18 protein-coding genes are annotated in these 16,348 nt (G+C 62.7%); 10 read left to right on the forward strand and 8 right to left on the reverse strand.

The window, feature by feature from the left end; all coding sequences use genetic code 11:
• Positions 1 to 41: 41 nt before the first annotated feature.
• The 4 genes from QCE49_RS28150 to QCE49_RS28165 all read right to left on the reverse strand — a co-directional run bounded on the left by QCE49_RS28150 (position 42) and on the right by QCE49_RS28165 (position 2,044).
• A complete protein-coding gene (locus QCE49_RS28150; protein ID WP_250456698.1) occupies positions 42 to 398 on the reverse strand; it encodes a hypothetical protein in 357 nt (118 codons plus the stop codon).
• Positions 388 to 951, reverse strand: coding sequence for a helix-turn-helix transcriptional regulator (locus tag QCE49_RS28155; protein ID WP_309806692.1), 564 nt, complete (start codon positions 949 to 951; stop codon positions 388 to 390). Before QCE49_RS28155 ends, QCE49_RS28150 begins: the two co-directional genes overlap by 11 nt.
• Entirely contained in the window at positions 893 to 1,369 is a 477-nt protein-coding gene (locus tag QCE49_RS28160; protein ID WP_250456700.1) for a hypothetical protein, read from the reverse strand. The genes QCE49_RS28155 and QCE49_RS28160 overlap by 59 nt, the downstream gene beginning before the upstream one ends.
• Positions 1,370 to 1,885: 516 nt before the next feature.
• Positions 1,886 to 2,044 carry a hypothetical protein gene (locus QCE49_RS28165; RefSeq protein WP_250456701.1) on the reverse strand — a complete coding sequence of 53 codons (159 nt, stop codon included), beginning with the start codon at positions 2,042 to 2,044 and terminating at the stop codon, positions 1,886 to 1,888.
• Positions 2,045 to 2,233: 189 nt separating this feature from the next.
• On the opposite strand from QCE49_RS28165, the gene QCE49_RS28170 reads away from it, so the two are divergent.
• The 3 genes from QCE49_RS28170 (at position 2,234) to QCE49_RS28180 (ending at position 6,463) form a co-directional block, all read left to right on the forward strand.
• Positions 2,234 to 2,905, forward strand: a complete 672-nt coding sequence (locus tag QCE49_RS28170; protein ID WP_250440545.1) for a glutathione S-transferase — start codon at positions 2,234 to 2,236, stop codon at positions 2,903 to 2,905.
• A gap of 78 nt (positions 2,906 to 2,983) precedes the next feature.
• Entirely contained in the window at positions 2,984 to 4,621 is a 1,638-nt protein-coding gene (locus QCE49_RS28175) for an ATP-binding domain-containing protein (protein WP_250456702.1), read from the forward strand.
• Between the two features lie 3 nt (positions 4,622 to 4,624).
• Complete coding sequence (locus tag QCE49_RS28180) at positions 4,625 to 6,463, forward strand: ATP-binding protein (protein ID WP_008353554.1); 1,839 nt, start codon at positions 4,625 to 4,627, stop codon at positions 6,461 to 6,463.
• On the opposite strand, the gene QCE49_RS28185 is transcribed toward QCE49_RS28180, so the two are convergent.
• Together QCE49_RS28185 and QCE49_RS28190 are read right to left on the reverse strand one after the other, a co-directional pair.
• Positions 6,460 to 7,314 (reverse strand): helix-turn-helix domain-containing protein, encoded by an 855-nt coding sequence (locus QCE49_RS28185; protein ID WP_008353552.1) that lies wholly within the window; start codon positions 7,312 to 7,314, stop codon positions 6,460 to 6,462. The genes QCE49_RS28180 and QCE49_RS28185 overlap by 4 nt on opposite strands.
• A 158-nt stretch (positions 7,315 to 7,472) precedes the next feature.
• Positions 7,473 to 7,742 carry a hypothetical protein gene (locus QCE49_RS28190; protein WP_033536125.1) on the reverse strand — a complete coding sequence of 90 codons (270 nt, stop codon included), beginning with the start codon at positions 7,740 to 7,742 and terminating at the stop codon, positions 7,473 to 7,475.
• A gap of 196 nt (positions 7,743 to 7,938) precedes the next feature.
• Here QCE49_RS28190 and QCE49_RS28195 point away from each other — a divergent pair, with 196 nt between their 5' ends.
• Entirely contained in the window at positions 7,939 to 8,103 is a 165-nt protein-coding gene (locus QCE49_RS28195; RefSeq protein WP_160172889.1) for a hypothetical protein, read from the forward strand.
• A gap of 82 nt (positions 8,104 to 8,185) precedes the next feature.
• Here the strand turns inward: QCE49_RS28195 and QCE49_RS28200 are convergent, their stop codons facing one another.
• Positions 8,186 to 9,670, reverse strand: coding sequence for a Fic family protein (locus QCE49_RS28200; RefSeq protein WP_250456703.1), 1,485 nt, complete (start codon positions 9,668 to 9,670; stop codon positions 8,186 to 8,188).
• A gap of 217 nt (positions 9,671 to 9,887) precedes the next feature.
• Between QCE49_RS28200 and QCE49_RS28205 the strand changes: the two genes are divergently transcribed.
• The 4 genes from QCE49_RS28205 to QCE49_RS28220 are packed head-to-tail and all read left to right on the forward strand — an operon-like array spanning position 9,888 to position 13,992.
• Positions 9,888 to 10,649, forward strand: a complete 762-nt coding sequence (locus QCE49_RS28205; protein WP_250456704.1) for an SDR family NAD(P)-dependent oxidoreductase — start codon at positions 9,888 to 9,890, stop codon at positions 10,647 to 10,649.
• A gap of 22 nt (positions 10,650 to 10,671) precedes the next feature.
• Positions 10,672 to 11,991, forward strand: a complete 1,320-nt coding sequence (locus QCE49_RS28210) for an MFS transporter (RefSeq protein ID WP_008353546.1) — start codon at positions 10,672 to 10,674, stop codon at positions 11,989 to 11,991.
• A gap of 29 nt (positions 11,992 to 12,020) precedes the next feature.
• The gene (rhmD, locus tag QCE49_RS28215; RefSeq protein ID WP_008353545.1) at positions 12,021 to 13,199 is read left to right on the forward strand and encodes an L-rhamnonate dehydratase; all 1,179 of its coding nucleotides are present in this window, start codon (positions 12,021 to 12,023) and stop codon (positions 13,197 to 13,199) included.
• A gap of 10 nt (positions 13,200 to 13,209) precedes the next feature.
• The gene (locus QCE49_RS28220; RefSeq protein WP_250456705.1) at positions 13,210 to 13,992 is read left to right on the forward strand and encodes an SDR family NAD(P)-dependent oxidoreductase; all 783 of its coding nucleotides are present in this window, start codon (positions 13,210 to 13,212) and stop codon (positions 13,990 to 13,992) included.
• On the opposite strand, the gene QCE49_RS28225 is transcribed toward QCE49_RS28220, so the two are convergent.
• The gene (locus tag QCE49_RS28225; RefSeq protein WP_008353543.1) at positions 13,986 to 14,954 is read right to left on the reverse strand and encodes a LysR family transcriptional regulator; all 969 of its coding nucleotides are present in this window, start codon (positions 14,952 to 14,954) and stop codon (positions 13,986 to 13,988) included. The two genes, QCE49_RS28220 and QCE49_RS28225, sit on opposite strands and share 7 nt — an antisense overlap.
• Before the next feature lie 163 nt (positions 14,955 to 15,117).
• On the opposite strand from QCE49_RS28225, the gene rhaM reads away from it, so the two are divergent.
• Complete coding sequence (gene rhaM, locus QCE49_RS28230; protein WP_250456706.1) at positions 15,118 to 15,432, forward strand: L-rhamnose mutarotase; 315 nt, start codon at positions 15,118 to 15,120, stop codon at positions 15,430 to 15,432.
• Between the two features lie 31 nt (positions 15,433 to 15,463).
• Positions 15,464 to 16,348, forward strand: a complete 885-nt coding sequence (locus tag QCE49_RS28235) for an amidohydrolase (RefSeq protein ID WP_008353541.1) — start codon at positions 15,464 to 15,466, stop codon at positions 16,346 to 16,348.

A 16,348-nucleotide genomic window follows, 5' to 3' on the forward strand; every position in this document is an offset into this window, starting at 1 on the left:
ATGCTGTATTGCGCTGCGCCGGTCCGGCTTTGCCGTCATCGTTATTTTTTCTTCGCCGCGGTAATATCAACCAACCGACCCATTTGAGTGGAGACATGGCCGATGAACCCCGCCATCGCTGAGTTTGTCGACTCGGCGACTTCCGGAGTTGTATTAGTTGCTATGTTAGCGACCAGCTCAAGCAGCGCTGAGGTCGGTAGAACCAGAGCCAGGCGCGCCACACGTTCCTCGGGCGTCTTACCATCTCCCGGTTTCGCGACGCTATGAAACAAGATCCTCGACATCGGCATGCCAAATTGGATCTCTGACGCACCATCAGCGTAGATCTCGGTGATGTTATCGGGCACGACGCAGTCGAAAGCAACTCCTTCCGCCCGCTGTTCGATTTTACGCGGCATGGATTCGATCTCTCAATAAATTGTAATTTGCGATGGTTGTACTCAAGGCAGAGTCAGATGTGCCGTCGTACAGCAGTGCAGATGGACGCTGATTTTGGGGGGCGGTCGCCGTTACCCAAGTCGCGACTGCAGTCTTGGGGCCAGTCGATTCGGGTTTTATCGAGCGAATCAACGTAAACTCTGGCGCGTTTTCTAGGCTCCCCGCTGCATCTTCATGTTCGAATGACTCGACTGCAAGTGCTTGGTCGGAGAGATCCCTGAGCTCAGCTAGGTAGCGTGAGTAGGACACGAATTTAGTCAGTAGCGCAACGTCGAAAAATTCACCAAGCTTCAGCAGGGTAGCGATAGACGTCTTTCCGTAGCTCGGATCCTCGATCCTCGCCACGGCCGACTGACCGCCGAGCTTCAACGCCCGTGCTAGCTCAGATTGCGTCAGACCGCGAGAAATTCTCAATGCCTTGATTTGGAAGGCGAGCCCTTGGGCGACGTTACTTTTAACGTAAGCGTTTCGGTACGCCTTTCGCCGCAGTTTTGCCAATTTTGTCGGCTTCATCATCCACCTCATTTTCGTCCCATGGGACCGATCGTCCACCGCCTTCTAGGAGCGTTTCACGCCGGTCGCAGCACATCCGGTAGGCGTTCTGCGGCACGAACTTGCCGCCTTTTTCCTTTGCAAAAACTAGAAGAGTGAAAACCCCGTCATGCGGTCCGAAGAAGCCGAGTGGACGTTGCTGAACGTTGTCCGCTTGGAACCGGAATTCAAAGAAGTCACGAAACCCGCCTTTGAACTCCTGACGAAGCTTATGTGCGTTGGGCCGCACCCATTCTGATCGGTCGCGAACCTCGAGGTATTCCCAGTGCACATCGAATGCAGCTTGCACCGCGTCGCTCTCACGTTCGTAATCCTTCCTGACGTCTCGCTTCCCGGCGCTTGTCTCGTAGTCGTGCAACCGCCATTTCTTCTTCGACATAGTATCACTTTTTTGTGATTTCTCGATCCCGAGTGAGGTTTACCGAACACGACTTCTGTGGTTGCCAGACTGCTTGACGGCACCGAAGGCCCGAACTTTAGACGACACATATGTGCAGCCCGGCGACGCATGCGTGTCAGCACTATGAGGCGATGATGGCGCCACAGCCTCTGCTCACCCTCTATCGCATCCAACGAATAAAGCCAGAGGCGCGATTCTAGCAAGTGAGGCTGCTTGAATCAGGAATCGTCTTTGATCGGCGCGGACCGGTGCTCGTCGCTAGACATGACCCTCGGGAGGCCGGGGAATAACACGTCGCACCGCTCGTGATGAGCGGTTGCGCTCCGCCGAGGGCAATCCGCCAGTTCGGCGCCGAGGTCCGTCATCGGGAAATCCTCGCCGAGGCGCGCGACGAGCCTCGCGATTCGATACCGACCTTTCCGTTCGCAACGAGAGCACTCGATTTCGATGTGGGTAGCACGGGCCGCGAGCTCGCCAAGCAGAACGGCTCCGTTCTTACCCATTGCACTCGGGCTGCTCGTACTCGTCGTCATACTCGTTGACGACGCAATCGCAATCGCCGCACATCCACCGATTCGGCACGTCGCCCACCGCCGGCTGAAACTCATCGCGCGCGAGCCGCCGCGCGCAGACCGGGCACCACATCGTCGTCATCTCGTCCTCGTTTTCCGACGCGCATTGTTGCGCGCTCGATACTGTATGGATGAACAGTATATGCTGAGACGCGCATGCGGAGCCCCGGAATATTAGGAAAGGCCGTCTAGAGGTTTTAGGAGTTGGATTTTCTCGTCGTGCGACACTCATGCTGTGCAAGGCTTCCCGGGCAGAAACTAACGACTCGTCATGCTGACCGTTCATCATCTCAACAATTCCCGCTCGCAGCGCGTGCTGTGGATGCTCGAAGAACTCGGCGTCGAATACGAGCTGAAGCGCTATCAGCGCGACCCGCGCACGATGCTCGCGCCGGCCGAGTTGCGCGCGGTGCATCCGCTCGGCAAATCGCCCGTCGTGACCGTCGATGGCCTCACGCTCGCCGAGTCGGGCGCGGTCATCGAATATCTCGTCGAACGGTACGGCGAAGGCCGTTTCGCGCCGCCGCCCGGCACGACGCCCGAACGCGTGCGCTACAACTACTGGATGCATTACGCCGAAGGCTCCGCGATGCCGCCGCTCCTGCTCAAGCTCGTCGCGCGGCGGCTGGAGAGCGCGAAAATGCCGTTCTTCGCTAAGCCGATCGCAAGGCGCATCGCGCAGACGATGCAGAGCAGTTTCATCGATCCGCAACTGCGTCTGCATTTCGGCTATATCGATGCCGAACTGGCAAAGTCGCCGTGGTTCGCCGGCGATTCGTTCACCGCCGCCGATGTGCAAATGAGCTTTCCCCTCGAAGCCGGCAGCGCCCGCGCGGGCGCGAAGTCGATGCCGCATATCCGCGCCTTTCTCGAACGCATTCACGCGCGTCCGGCATATCAGCGCGCGCTCGAAAAAGGCGGCCGATACGATTACGCAAGCTAGCCATCCGGCCTATTGCGGGAACGGTAAGCGCGTTGCGTACAATGACTCGGACGCAATCACTCAGCCCAAAGGCGACGCATGGCCCGAATCGTTCCCGACGACTGGAAGAACCTCGAAGCGACCGGCGCGGCGGCGCGCGAACTCGAAACGCTCGCGCGCCTCGAAAAGCTGCCCGACGACTACACGGTCTATCACGGCGTGCACTGGACTCGCGTCAACGAAGGATTTTCGGTCTTCGGCGAAGCGGATTTCGTAGTCGTCGCGCCGTCCGGCCGCGTGCTGATGATCGAGCAGAAGGCCGGTTTTCTGCGCGAGACGGGGCAAGGTCTCGTCAAGGTCTATTTGCAGAAAGAGCGCAACGTCGCCATTCAGCTCGCGCGCACGCTGGAGAACCTGCATCGGCGGTTCACGGCGGCGTTCGGCGCGGGCACGTACCGGATCGAGGAACTGCTTTACTGCCCCGATTACACCGTCAAGAACACGGCGATCGCGGGCGTGTCGCCGGCGCGCATCGTCGATGCGAGCCGCAAGTCGCAGCTTGCGCGCGTCGTGCTCGAAATCCTGCCGCCGGACGAGCCGCGCTTCGAATCGGCGGCGCGCATCCATCATTTTCTCGCCGACGAACTTTCGCTCACGCCCGATACCAACGCGCTCGTCGGTGCGGCGAACACGCTCGTCACGCGTCTGTCGGGCGGGCTCGCGACGTGGGCGCGGCGGCTCGAATTCGAACCGTTCCGTCTGCGCGTGATCGCGACCGCGGGCGCGGGCAAGACGCAACTCGCCGTGCGCGTGATGCGCGACGCGCTCGCGCAGGGCAAGAGCGTGCTCTACGTGTGCTTCAACCGGCCGCTCGCCGACCATATCCGTGCGATCGCACCGAAAGAGGCGAAGATCGCGAATTACCATCAGTTGAGCGCGGCCGTCGCGCGCGATGCGGGCAGTCCGCCCGACTTCAGTCAGCCGAATGTCTTCGCGACGCTCGAAGAGCGCTTCGCCGCCGTGCCCGTGCCCGAGCAATGGAAGACCGATGTGCTCATCGTCGATGAAGGCCAGGATTTTCAGGCGGCGTGGGTCGAGGCGCTCGAACGTCTGCTGAATCCTGAAGGCGCGTGGTGGTGGCTCGAAGATCCGATGCAGAACCTTTATTTGCGCGAGCCGGTGCCGCTGCCGGGCTGGACGATCCTGCGCGAAACGACGAACTATCGCAGCCCGCGCGATCTGCTCGGTTTCATCCGCAAGGTCGTCGGGCCAGATGTGCGGCTCGATGCGGGCAGTCCCTTCGACGGCTCCGACGTGAGCGTTTCGACCTACGCCGACGGGCATCCCGAGGAAATCATCGAGGCGACCAAGCGCGCGATCACGCACGCGTTGTCGCTCGGCTTTCGCAAGCAGGACATCGCGGTGCTGTCGTTCCGGGGCCGCGAGGGTTCGGCGCTCACTGCCGTCGATCACCTCGGTCCGCATCGGCTGCGCGCCTTCACCGGAACGTACGATCTGTTCGGCAACCCGGAGTATCGCGAGGGCGACGTACTGCTCGAATCGATCTATCGCTTCAAGGGGCAATCGGCGCCCTGCGTGATTCTCACCGAAGTCGATTTCGACGCGCTCGACGAGCAGGCCGCGCGCAAGATCTTCGTCGGCGCGACGCGGGCGACGATGAAGCTGATCGTCGTCGCGTCCGATCGCGCGGCCCGGGCGATCGAAGCCTTGCAATAGCGGATGGCCGTCATCCGCACCGAATCCCCGTTGCGCGCACACGCCGCGCGACCCTGGTTTCGCCGGCTCTGGTATGCGGCGCTGATCGCGCTCGCGGTCGCGCCGCCGATCGGCGCGGTCGGCTACATGCTGTATTCGGGTCTGGTCGCGCGCGAGACGCATCGGCTCGTTCTGCCTTACGACGTGTACTGGGACGCGGCGCAGTTTCAGATCGCGTACGCGCGCTTCGAAAATCACGTTCTGCTGTATCGCAATGGCATCGACGAGGACGCGGGGGGCGTGCGCGCGAGCTATCGGCTGCTGCGGGCGCGGCTCAGGCAGGTGTCGGAATCGGCGGGTGTGTCCGACGATCATCAGGCGCTGCTGAACCGGCAGCGCGAGATTCTGCGTCAGTTGCAAACGGCGCTCGATTCCATTCAAGGCGATATCGACGGATTGCAGAGCGAGCACCAGCGCACCCTCCGCGTGATCGGCGTATTGCGGCAGAACGCGCCCGTCGTCGCGGAACTGGCGGGCGGGCGTCGGCTGATGGATGTCGCGGAGCGCGAGGCGATCGTGCGCGATTTCGAGGCGAAGCGCCGCTATCTGATTTACGGCGGCGTGCTGCTCGGCCTGCTCTCGGCGGCGGCGACGATCCTGCTGCTCTTGAACGGCTATCGGCGCACGCGCCTTATCGAACAGCAGCGTGCGGCGCTGGCGGCGGAGCATCAGGCGACGCGCGCGGCGCGCGAGGCGGGCGTCGCGAAAGACACGTTCCTCGGCATGATCAGCCACGAGCTGCGCACGCCGCTGCATGCGATCGTCTCGTCGGTCGAATTGCTCGGGCTGAACGCGCGCGGCGACGCCGACCGCAAGATCATGCAGCGTCTGGAAGCGGGCGCGCGTCATCTCGAGGCGCAGATGCGTGATCTGACCGATTACGCGCGTCTCGGCGCGGGCAAGCTCGAACTGCGCATGGCCGTGTTCGATCCGGTCGAATTGCTCGAATCCATCGTCGATGCGAACACACCCGCCGCGAGCGCGAAGGGCCTGGCGTTGCGCGGCGATTATGCGGGCGAGCGCGGCCCGATCGAATCCGATCCGCATCGGGTGCGGCAGATCGTGACGAATCTCGTGACCAACGCGATCAAGTACACCGAAGCGGGTTCCATCGACGTGCATTTCGCGCGCACGGAGAAGCGCCTCGACATCTCCGTGATCGATACGGGGCCGGGCATTTCCCGCGAGCAGTTGCCGCTCATCTTCCAGGAATTCACGCAGCTCGATTCATCGAGCACGCGGCGCTTCGACGGCGCGGGAATGGGCCTCGCGGTCGTGCGCGGACTTGTCGAGCTGCTCGGCGGGAAGATCGAGGTTTCGAGCGAAGTCGGGCAGGGCGCGGCGTTTCGCGTGAGCCTGCCGGCGGTCGCGGCGCGTCATGTGCCCCGGCGTGAGCCGGAAGCCGATGCGCCCGAGTTGCGCAAGTCGCGCGTGCTCGTGATCGACGACCACGAGTCGATCCGCGATTCTCTGATCGAAATGCTCACGCATCTCGGCTATTACGCGGTCGCGCTGCCGGATGTCGACAGCGCGCTCGCGTGGCTGCGCGCGAACGACGCCGACGTGATCCTCGCGGACCTGCATATGCCGGGCAAGGACGGCTATTCGTTCGCGAACGAGTATCGTGCGCGCAGTGCGCCCGGCGCGAGCGTGCCGATCATCGCGGTGAGCGCGTACGCGCCCGAACTGGTGGATCCGAGCGCGGCCGTGCTGTTCTTCGACTATCTGCTGAAGCCGGTGCGCTACGAGGTGCTGAAGGGCGCGGTGCATCGCGCGGTGACGGTGCGCCGGCGCGTCAGCTAATTGCGCATCAGCCGCTTGGAGAGATCGGCGACGAGAATGCCGAGCCTCGCGGGCTTCTCGAAACACGTCGCGTTGTAGTCGCGGATGACCTGGCTGATTTCCGATTCGCTCGCCTTGCCCGTGGTGAGCTCGCCCGTCAGCACGAAAACCGGCGCGTCCGGATTGTCCGACTCGCGCACCGCGCGGATCGCATCCGCCGACGTATGCACGCCGAACAGCCAGTCGATCACGACGGCATCGAACACTTGCGTCTGCAGCGCTTCGAGGAACGCGTCGAGGCCGTAGAAGGCCATCGCCGCGAATCCGGTGGCTTCGAGATAGTCGTGCAGATTGTCGGCCGAGGCGTGATCGTCGTCGACCACGGCGATGATGGGTTTGTCGGTATCCGGCCGGCGCGGCTGGATTTCGATCTTGTGGACGTCGCTGGCTTCGTGCAGCAGCACGCCTTCGTGCTTGGTGACGATCCAGCGATTGTTGAGTTTCTGCGCGATGAAATCCGGACGGCTGCCCGCATCGAGCGCGTTGCCGACCCACGCCATGCAGGGAATTTCCACCGAACCGAGCTTGAGCACGGCGTCGTGCGCGGTGCCTTCGGTTTCGTCGGGGCGCGTGTTGATCGAATCGAAGAGCTTGAGCGCGGGTTCGTCGAAGGCATCGGCGACGCGGCGAATCTGCGCGAGCGTCCACGGACTGTTCCCGCGCAGTTTCCGGTGGCCCTGCGAGAAGCTCAGGTCGAGAATGCGGCACAGCTCCGCTGTCTGCTGACGCTTTCCGATGCCGTGACGGCCCATGAGTTCGCGCACGCGTTCAGCGACGGCGAGGGATTCCGATGAAGACGTTTCAGTGACCATACAGCCAGTCGGATGCGTGAGAGTGGGACCGCGAGGGGCGTGAATCGGCGCGGGCCGGGCAGCCCATGCGCGGCCGATCCGACATTGTAAATGGCGCAGGTCCGCGCGCTCAAAATTGTCTCGATGGAACTCATTGATTCTAGTGATGAAACATTCCGCTACGCGAGCGCCGATGCCAGCTCGCGCGTCGGCTTCGACATGGCGGGAATCTCGTCGAGCAAGGTCGAAAGCTGGCTTTCGGCATCGCGTCCGCTGAATTCGCGCAAGGTCGCGAGCAACGTCCGCCACGGCGCGGGCCAGCGGGTTTCGCGCACGCAGCGGCCATTCGCGTCGGTGATCCGCAGCAGCGTGGTGTCGGGGAAGTAGGTCAGCGTGACGGGCATTCCGTCCAGTACGCAGGTAGCGGTGCAGGCTTTCGGTGTGAACATGCTTTTCCAGGTTGATTCGGTGTCGGGATCGACGGCTGGTGCATATAGCAACGGCCGTGCCTGGCACCACGATCCGGTGCGAATACGCACGCTCATCAAATCAAACAGGGTGAAAGTTCGCGAACATTGAACGGAGTATTGTCGATTTTCACGACAATTGGCGGCTTTACGCGGGATACACTGCGAGCATCATCGAATGGAGGTTGCCGTGCTCGTTGCTGCTTTCGTCATTTGCCCGCTCGGCGTGGCCGCGCTTTTCGGATTCGCGCTTTTTGCCGATAAGCATTTCAAGGATTCGGTCGCCATGCCGCGCGGCCACGTTTCCGGGATGGAAAGGCCCGAGCGCCGGCAAACGCACTGAGGGGCGAGGGAATCGAGATTTCTTCACGCCCAACGAGATATTTTGATTTTCGATGGATTTTTGGCGTTTGACTCGAGAAATCTTAACTTTCCGAGTCGGCCGCCCTGCTTGCGAACGCACCGTGCACCACTTCCTCGATTCGGTCGAGTACGGGGCGAGGAAGGTGCTGATACTGCTTCCTGCGATGCGCCGACAGGACCCCCTTGTTCGACTGAACCATCCGAATGAGCGCTGAAAGATCCTTTCGCGGCAAGTCGAACTCGTCGTTCAGTTGCGCAAAAGCGGCGTCGTAGCCCTGAAGCCACGCGATCTCGCGCGGAATTTCCTCGCGCACGGCCTCCTTGATCATCGCGTGCAGAAACGCGACTTCACGATCCGCGTTGAAGAACCGATACGCGCGGCTCGAAGGCGCACTCAGTACGAGCGGCTCCGTATCGACGCGACGGTAATTCCATAGTCGCGTGACCGGGCGCGAGAACGCCGTCAGCACGGCGTGGTAAGCCGGAATGTTTCGCTCCATCACAGCCGACACCGGAATCACGGTATCCGCGCCTAGCACGCCCGAGCGCGCAAGCACGTGTTGGATGAGAAGTCGATGCAGCCGGCCGTTGCCATCGAAGAACGGATGCAGATAAACGAAGCCGAAGGCCGCGCAGGCGGCCTTCACGAGCACATCGGGGCACCGTTTCCGATCGTTGACGAAGGCTTCCCAATCGGTCATCACGCGTCGAAGGTCGTCAACCGGCGCGGGAAAGAAGTCGATCCGGCCCGCAGCGTCCTCCAGCCAGTTTTGTCTCGTCCGATACGACGCTTCCTGGCTATACACGTCCCGCACGATCACGTTTTGCAACTGCACCAGCCATTCTTCGTCGATCTTCGCAGGCTCGCCCGCGCGCTTCAGAAGCTGCACAAAACGCTCTTGCTTGTCGGAGCTGGGGGTTTCGGATTCGATCGCGTAGCTGCCGCGCGTCTCCGATAAATACAGAAAAGCGAGCGCGCGCTTGTACAGATCGGGGTCCTGCATCGCGTCGAGCGCGCTTTGCGCTTCCTGAAGCAGGTCTCTCAAGGGCGGATCGTCCGGAATCGCGGCGCGGTGCACGACCGGACAAAACCACGGCGTGCCCGGCGCGTTATTGCGCACGCGGTAGCGAGGCGAATTCACGGGCTGCGGCGCCGTGTAATAGACATCGGGTGCAAAGAGGTCGACGTAACCGCCGCGGACGCTCACGCCCGCATCCAGTGCCTTGCCGGTCAGCCATTCCCACAGGAAACAGGCGCGGCGAATCTGCTCGCCGGAAGGCGTCGCGCGCAGACGGGCGATGAGTTCTTCCGGCTCGATATGCTCGAACGCGGCATCGATAATCTCGAGATTCACGCCTTCGTGGCGTAGCGCGAACTCCAGATGACCGACGGGCGTATCGTCGAACGCCACGCTGTTTGGAAACAGAATATGGCTCTCGCTGTCGACGCGCCGGTTTACCGACGAACTGGCGTACGCCAGCCTCCGCGGCGGCGTTACGCGCAGTTCGCCGATGGCGATGAGTCGGGAATAACCGATCGGTGTCATCGAGATTTCTTAACGTTTATCGAGAAATTATAACTTTAGGCGCGTTTCCGCGATTCGTATCGAGAAATCTTAACTCCCGCCCGCTTCGACTCCGCCACCGATCCGCTTTTGCTATCGAACGATCGCCCTTTCGAATTGTTGCGCTATTGCCGCCGGACTATAGTGCCTCTCACGGCATGACCATCCAAAGCAACGAACAACGAAAGGAGACACATCCATGAACCGTATCGACCTGGCGAACCGCGTCGTGATCGTCACGGGCGGCGCGCGCGGCATCGGCCTGGCTGTGGCGCAACGCGCGCTGCAGTCCGGCGCCGAGGTATCGCTCTGGGATGTCGACGGCGAGCGCCTCGCCCGCACGAGCGCCGAGCTCGCGGCAAAGTACAGGGAGCGCAAAGTCAGCGACGCGGTCGTCGAACTGACCGAAGAATCCTCCGTCGATGCAGCCGTGAACAAGGCGCTGGCGGTGCACGGCAAGATCGACGTGCTCGTCAACAACGCGGGCATCACCGGTGGCAACGGCACGACCTGGGAACTCGCGCCCGACGTATGGCGGCGCGTGATCGATGTCAATCTGATCGGGCCGTACCTGACGTGCCGCGCCGTCGTGCCTCACATGCTGAAGTCGGGCTACGGGCGCATCGTCAATGTCGCGTCGATCGCGGGCAAGGAGGGCAATCCGAACGCGTCGCACTACAGCGCGTCGAAGGCCGGGTTGATCGGGCTCACGAAATCGCTCGGCAAGGAACTCGCGGGCAAGAACATCCTCGTGAACGCCGTCACGCCCGCCGCTGCCAAGACCGAAATCTTCGATTCGATGTCGCAGCAGCACATCGACTACATGCTCTCCAAAATTCCGATGAACCGCTTCCTGATGCCGGAAGAAGCTGCGTCGCTGATTCTGTGGCTCGCGTCCGAGGACTGCGCGTTCAGCACCGGCGCGGTGTTCGATCTGTCGGGCGGACGCGCGACGTACTGAAACGCATCATCGGGAGACTCACATGAACCATTCCGCACAGGCGGAAGGCGCGGTCACGTCGCGTGTCATGCGCCGGCTGCTGCCGTTTCTGCTGCTCATGTACGTGCTCGCGTTTCTGGACCGCGCGAATATCGGCTTTGCTCAAAAGGCGCTGCAGCAGGACACCGGCCTCACGAACGCCGCGTTCGCCTTCGGCGCGGGCGTGTTTTTCGTCGGCTATGCGATTTTCGAAGTGCCGAGCAATCTGCTGTTGCATCGCGTCGGCGCAAAGCTGTGGATGTGCCGGATCATGGTGACGTGGGGCCTCGTCTCCGCGGCGATGGCCTTCGCGCATAACGCCACGACGTTCTATACCCTGCGCTTCCTGCTCGGCGTGGCGGAGGCGGGCTTCTTTCCCGGCATCGTCTATTACCTCACGCGCTGGTTTCCGCAATCGTCGCGCGCGCGTGCGCTCGGCGTGTTCTATTTCGGCGCGCCGCTCGCGTTCATCTTCGGCGCGCCGCTGTCCGGTCTGCTGCTCGATCTGCACGGCGCGTTCGGCCTGAAAGGGTGGCAATGGCTCTTTCTGGTCGAAGGACTGCTCGCGTCGATCGTCGGCGTGTGGGCGTTCTGGTATCTCGACGACGATCCCGCGAAAGCCCGCTGGCTTACGCCCGATCAGCGCGCGCTGCTCGCCAGCCGCCTCGACGACGATGCGCGCGCGGCGTCGTCGCACGGACCGCGCAGTGTGCTCGCGTCGCTCGTCGATCCGCGCGTGCTCGTGCTCTGTTGCGTGTACTTCCTGATTCAGGCGGCGGTGTACGGCGTCGTGTTCTATCTGCCGCAACAGGTGTCGGCGCTGCTCGGCACGAAAGTCGGATTTCGCGTGGGACTGGTGACGGCGCTGCCGTGGATGGCCGCCGTGATCGTGACGTGGATCGTGCCGCGCTACGCCGATCGCACCGGCCGGCATCGCGTGTGCGCGGTCGCGCTGCTCGCGATGTCGGGCGTCGCGATCGCCGTGTCGGGCATCGCGGGATCGCCGGTCGTGTCGCTGATCGCGCTGTGCTGCGCGGCGAGCGGCTTCATCGCCGCGCAACCGCTCTTCTGGACCTTTCCGACGCGTTATCTCACGGGCGCGGCCGCCGCGGCGGGCATCGCGCTCATCAATTCGCTGGGCGGACTCGGCGGCTTCTTTGCGCCGATGGCCCGCACCGCCGCCGAAGCCGCGTTCCATTCGGCGAGCGCGGGGCTGATGGTGCTGGCGGGCGCGAGCGTGCTCGCGGCGCTTGTCATCGTCGTGCTGGTGCGCGTGCCCGAACGTCATTCGATTACGCGCGGCGAAACCGCCAGCGCATCCTGAACAGAAAGAACCGAGAAGGAGACGAACACATGTCCATGCCGACGATCAAGCAAGTACGCGCTTTCACCGTTCGCGGCGGCGGCGCCGATTACCACGATCAGGGCGCCGATCACTGGATCGACGATCACATCGCCACGCCGATGGCCCGCTATCCCGAATATCGCGCGAGCCGCCAGTCGTTCGGGCTGAACGTGCTCGGCTCGCTCGTCGTCGAGATCGAAGCGAGCGACGGCACCGTCGGCTTCGCGGTGACGACGGGCGGCGAGATCGGCGCGTTCATCGTCGAGAAGCATCTGGCGCGCTTTCTCGAAGGCCAGCGCGTGACCGACATCGAAAAGATGTGGGATCAGATGTACAACGCGACGCTGTATTACGGGCGCAAGGGCATCGTGCTCAACGCGATTTCGGGCGTCGATCTTGCGCTGTGGGATCTGCTCGCGAAGGTGCGCCGTGAGCCGGTGTTCCATCTGCTCGGCGGACCGGTGCGCGACGAGTTGCAGTTCTATGCGACGGGCGCGCGTCCGGATCTCGCGAAGGAGATGGGTTTCATCGGCGGCAAGATGCCCTTGCAGCACGGCCCGGCGGAAGGCGAGGAAGGGCTGCACAAGAACATCGCGAAGCTCGCGGACATGCGCGCGAAAGTCGGCGACGATTTCTGGCTGATGTTCGATTGCTGGATGAGCCTCGATCTCAACTACGCGAAGCGCCTCGCGAACGCGGCGCGCGAGCACGGCCTGAAGTGGATCGAAGAAGCGCTGCCGCCCGACGACTACTGGGGCTATGCCGAACTGCGCCGTTCCGTGCCGGGCGGCATGATGGTGACGACCGGCGAGCACGAAGCGACGCGCTGGGGCTTTCGCATGCTGTTCGAAATGGGTTGCGCGGATCTCGTGCAGCCGGATGTCGGCTGGTGCGGCGGCATCACGGAGCTCATCAAGATTTCGGCGCTCGCGGACGCGCACAACGTGCTCGTCGTGCCGCACGGTTCGTCGGTGTACAGCTATCACTTCGTCGTGACGCGTCATAACTCGCCGTTCGCCGAGTTTCTGATGATGGCGCCCAAGGCCGATCAGGTCGTGCCGATGTTCACGCCCTTGCTGCTCGACGAACCCGTGCCGGTCAACGGCCGCATGAAGGTGCCGGAGACGCCGGGCTTCGGCGTGCGGCTGAATCCGGAATGCGCGTTGACGCGGCCTTACACACACTGAGGGGCATCGCATGTTGCTGGAGAACAAGGTCGTCGTAGTGACGGGCGGCTCGCGCGGCATCGGCCGTGCGATCGCGCTCGCGAGCGCGCGCGAAGGCGCGGACGTCGCGATCAACTACTGGCGCGACAACGACACGTCTTACGGGAAGGCGTCGGCGGTGGAATCGATCGTCGGCGAGATCGAGGCGCTCGGGCGGCGCGCGATCGCGGTCGAAGGCAACGTCGCCGAGCGCGAAACCGGCATCGAACTGATCCGGCGCACGGTGGAAGCGTTCGGGCGCGTCGATGTGCTGTCGAGCAACGCGGGCATCTGTCCGTTTCACGCGTTCCTCGACATGCCGGCTCCTGTCTATGAAACCACGGTCGCCGTGAACCTGAACGGCGCGTTCTACGTCACCCAGGCCGCCGCGAACCAGATGAAAGCGCAGGGCACGGGCGGCGCGATCGTCGCGACGAGTTCGATCAGCGCGCTCGTCGGCGGCGGCATGCAGACGCATTACACGCCGACCAAGGCGGGCGTGCATTCGCTGATGCAATCCTGCGCGATCGCGTTGGGACCGTACGGCATCCGCTGCAATTCGGTGATGCCCGGCACGATCGCGACGGACCTCAACGCCGACGATCTCTCGAACGAGGACAAGCGTGCCTACATGGAAAAACGCATCCCGCTCGGACGTCTCGGCGCACCGGACGATGTCGCGCAGTGCGTCGTGTTTCTGGCTTCGGATCGGGCGCGCTATGTGACGGGCGCGTCCTTGCTCGTCGATGGCGGGCTGTTCGTGAACCTTCAGTGACGCGACGACGCCGAGTACTTGCGCAACAACGCGATGAAGTACTCGGCCGGTTCGCTCAAGGTTTCGAACTTGCGCCGCAACAAGCCGAATCCGGACAGGCTCTTGCCGATCTCGATCGGCAGTTCGATCAGCAATTGCGCGCGCAGATAGTCGCGCACGACTGATTCCGGCAGCATCGCGACGGCTTCGCTGTTTTGCAGCAGTTGCAGCGTCGCGAAGATCGACGCGCATTCGACGATATCGGCGGGCGTCGTCAGCCCGGCGCGCGCGAGTTCGTCTTCGAAGAGGCCGCGCGCGGGACTCGTGATCGGTTGCAAAATCCAGGGCCAGCCGACGAGCGTTTGCAGCTCGAGCGAAGCCTTGTCCGCCAACGGATGCCCCGCGCGCACGACAAGCCGCATCGCTTCGCGCGCGAGCGGCTCGAAGTCGAAATCGTTGTGCTGCAACGGCGTGGTGAGGCGTCCGAGCGCGAGGTCGACTTCGCGGCGATGCAGCAATTGCACGACCTGATCGCTCGTCTCGCCGAGAATGCGCACGTTCAGTAGCGGACGTTCTGATTTCAATTCGGTGACGGCCATCGCGAGCACGTCGGGCGCTGCGCCCATGATCGCGCCGACCGTCAGTTGACCGTGACCGCCGCGGCGCTTGGCGTCGAGATCGTCGGCGAAGCGCGTCAGGTCCGCGAGCGAGCGGCGCGCGTAAGCGAGCGCGGCGGTGCCGAGCGGCGTCGGCTGCATGCCGCGTGCATTGCGCTCGAAGAGCAGAAAGCCGAATGCTTCCTCGATGTCGGCGAGCATACGGCTCGCGCTCGGCTGCGCGACGTTGATCGCGTCGGCGGCCTGATGCAGATTGCGCGCGTCGTCGAGCGCGACGAGAAGGGCGAGATGTTTGAACTTCAGCCGATTGACGAGCGCGATCGGTGAAAGGCTGGACGACACACTTTGGGACACGTTCTGGTTCATTCGACAGTCCGCTCTGAACCGCGCGATGATACGGCGCAGCGATACGTTTTTGCGATCGGCCAATCCTGCAATCGGATTGTCGTGTTATCGGTCGGCGAATTATAGTCGCAGCACAACGAGTCCCGAACACAGGGATTCACCAAACATAAAAAGGCGGTCCGCCATGGAGACAGTGGCATTTCGCATGACCCTCAAGCCGGGCATGCGCGAGGAATACGAGAAGCGTCATCGCGAGATATGGCCGGAACTGGCCGATGCGTTGCGCGCCGCCGGAATCCGCGATTACCGGATCTTTCTGGACGACTCGAACGGGCATCTCTTCGGCATTTATCAGCGCACCGACACGCACACGACCGATGCGTTGCCGACGCTGCCCATCATGCGCAAGTGGTGGAACCTCATGGCCGAGTTGATGGACACGCACGCGGACAATTCGCCCGTGACGACGCCGCTCGTGCCGGTCTTTCATCTTCCCTGAAACGTTCGCCTCTTTCGCGAGGAACGCCATCATGCAGGTCGTCGATCCGCACATTCATTTGTGGGACTTGAAGACGCATCATTACCCGTGGCTTGCGAATCCGCAGACGTCGTTCGTCGGCGATGCGCGCGACTTGCAGCACGACTATCTGCTCACCGATCTGCTGCGCGATGCCGAAGACATCGAAGTGCTGAAGCTCGTGCACGTCGATGCAAATCACGATCCCGCCGATCCCGTCGAGGAAACGCGCTGGCTTCAATCGATCGCGGATATCGAAGGCATGCCGAACGGCATCGTCGCGGGCGCGGATCTGTCGGCGGATAACGCGCAGCAAGTGCTCGAAGCGCATGCGGCGTTCGCCAATACGCGCGGCATCCGCCAGATTCTCAACGTGCATGACAGCAAGCTCTACGACTACGTCGGGCGTCATTACATGCGCGAGCCGCAATGGCGCAGGCACTTCGGCTTGCTCAAGCGCTTCGGCATGTCGTTCGATCTGCAGCTTTATCCATCGCAGATGGAAGAGGCGGCGCAACTCGCGCGCGAGCATGCGGATACGCAATTCATCGTCAATCATGCGGGCATGTTCGTGGATCGCGCATCGACGCAAGGTTATCGCGCGTGGCGCGACGGCATGCGCTTGCTGGCCGCTTGCCCGAACGTCGCGGTGAAGCTGAGCGGCTTTGCGATGTTCGATCACGGCTGGACTATCGAAAGCCTGCGTCCTTACGTGCACGAGACGATCGATGCGTTCGGCGTCGAGCGCGCGATGTTCGCATCGAACTTTCCGGTGGATCGGCTGTTCGGCACGTACACGGCGTTGTGGAACGCGTATGCGCGCATCGTCGCCGACGCGAGCGACAGCGAGAAAGCAGCGCTCTTCGTGCGCAACGCGGAACGCATCTACCGCATCTGA

The sequence above is a fragment of the Caballeronia sp. LZ008 genome (assembly GCF_031451435.1).
Taxonomy (GTDB): domain Bacteria; phylum Pseudomonadota; class Gammaproteobacteria; order Burkholderiales; family Burkholderiaceae; genus Caballeronia; species Caballeronia zhejiangensis.

What these genes read in the sequence shown, in the direction of transcription:
- QCE49_RS28150 (WP_250456698.1), bottom strand. Translation starts at nt 398, where the DNA reads ATGCCGCGTAAAATCGAACAGCGGGCGGAAGGAGTTGCTTTCGACTGC.
- QCE49_RS28155 (WP_309806692.1), bottom strand. Translation starts at nt 951, where the DNA reads ATGAAGCCGACAAAATTGGCAAAACTGCGGCGAAAGGCGTACCGAAAC.
- QCE49_RS28160 (WP_250456700.1), bottom strand. Translation starts at nt 1,369, where the DNA reads ATGTCGAAGAAGAAATGGCGGTTGCACGACTACGAGACAAGCGCCGGG.
- QCE49_RS28165 (WP_250456701.1), bottom strand. Translation starts at nt 2,044, where the DNA reads ATGACGACGATGTGGTGCCCGGTCTGCGCGCGGCGGCTCGCGCGCGAT.
- QCE49_RS28170 (WP_250440545.1), top strand. Translation starts at nt 2,234, where the DNA reads ATGCTGACCGTTCATCATCTCAACAATTCCCGCTCGCAGCGCGTGCTG.
- QCE49_RS28175 (WP_250456702.1), top strand. Translation starts at nt 2,984, where the DNA reads ATGGCCCGAATCGTTCCCGACGACTGGAAGAACCTCGAAGCGACCGGC.
- QCE49_RS28180 (WP_008353554.1), top strand. Translation starts at nt 4,625, where the DNA reads ATGGCCGTCATCCGCACCGAATCCCCGTTGCGCGCACACGCCGCGCGA.
- QCE49_RS28185 (WP_008353552.1), bottom strand. Translation starts at nt 7,314, where the DNA reads ATGGTCACTGAAACGTCTTCATCGGAATCCCTCGCCGTCGCTGAACGC.
- QCE49_RS28190 (WP_033536125.1), bottom strand. Translation starts at nt 7,742, where the DNA reads ATGTTCACACCGAAAGCCTGCACCGCTACCTGCGTACTGGACGGAATG.
- QCE49_RS28195 (WP_160172889.1), top strand. Translation starts at nt 7,939, where the DNA reads ATGGAGGTTGCCGTGCTCGTTGCTGCTTTCGTCATTTGCCCGCTCGGC.
- QCE49_RS28200 (WP_250456703.1), bottom strand. Translation starts at nt 9,670, where the DNA reads ATGACACCGATCGGTTATTCCCGACTCATCGCCATCGGCGAACTGCGC.
- QCE49_RS28205 (WP_250456704.1), top strand. Translation starts at nt 9,888, where the DNA reads ATGAACCGTATCGACCTGGCGAACCGCGTCGTGATCGTCACGGGCGGC.
- QCE49_RS28210 (WP_008353546.1), top strand. Translation starts at nt 10,672, where the DNA reads ATGAACCATTCCGCACAGGCGGAAGGCGCGGTCACGTCGCGTGTCATG.
- rhmD (WP_008353545.1), top strand. Translation starts at nt 12,021, where the DNA reads ATGTCCATGCCGACGATCAAGCAAGTACGCGCTTTCACCGTTCGCGGC.
- QCE49_RS28220 (WP_250456705.1), top strand. Translation starts at nt 13,210, where the DNA reads ATGTTGCTGGAGAACAAGGTCGTCGTAGTGACGGGCGGCTCGCGCGGC.
- QCE49_RS28225 (WP_008353543.1), bottom strand. Translation starts at nt 14,954, where the DNA reads ATGAACCAGAACGTGTCCCAAAGTGTGTCGTCCAGCCTTTCACCGATC.
- rhaM (WP_250456706.1), top strand. Translation starts at nt 15,118, where the DNA reads ATGGAGACAGTGGCATTTCGCATGACCCTCAAGCCGGGCATGCGCGAG.
- QCE49_RS28235 (WP_008353541.1), top strand. Translation starts at nt 15,464, where the DNA reads ATGCAGGTCGTCGATCCGCACATTCATTTGTGGGACTTGAAGACGCAT.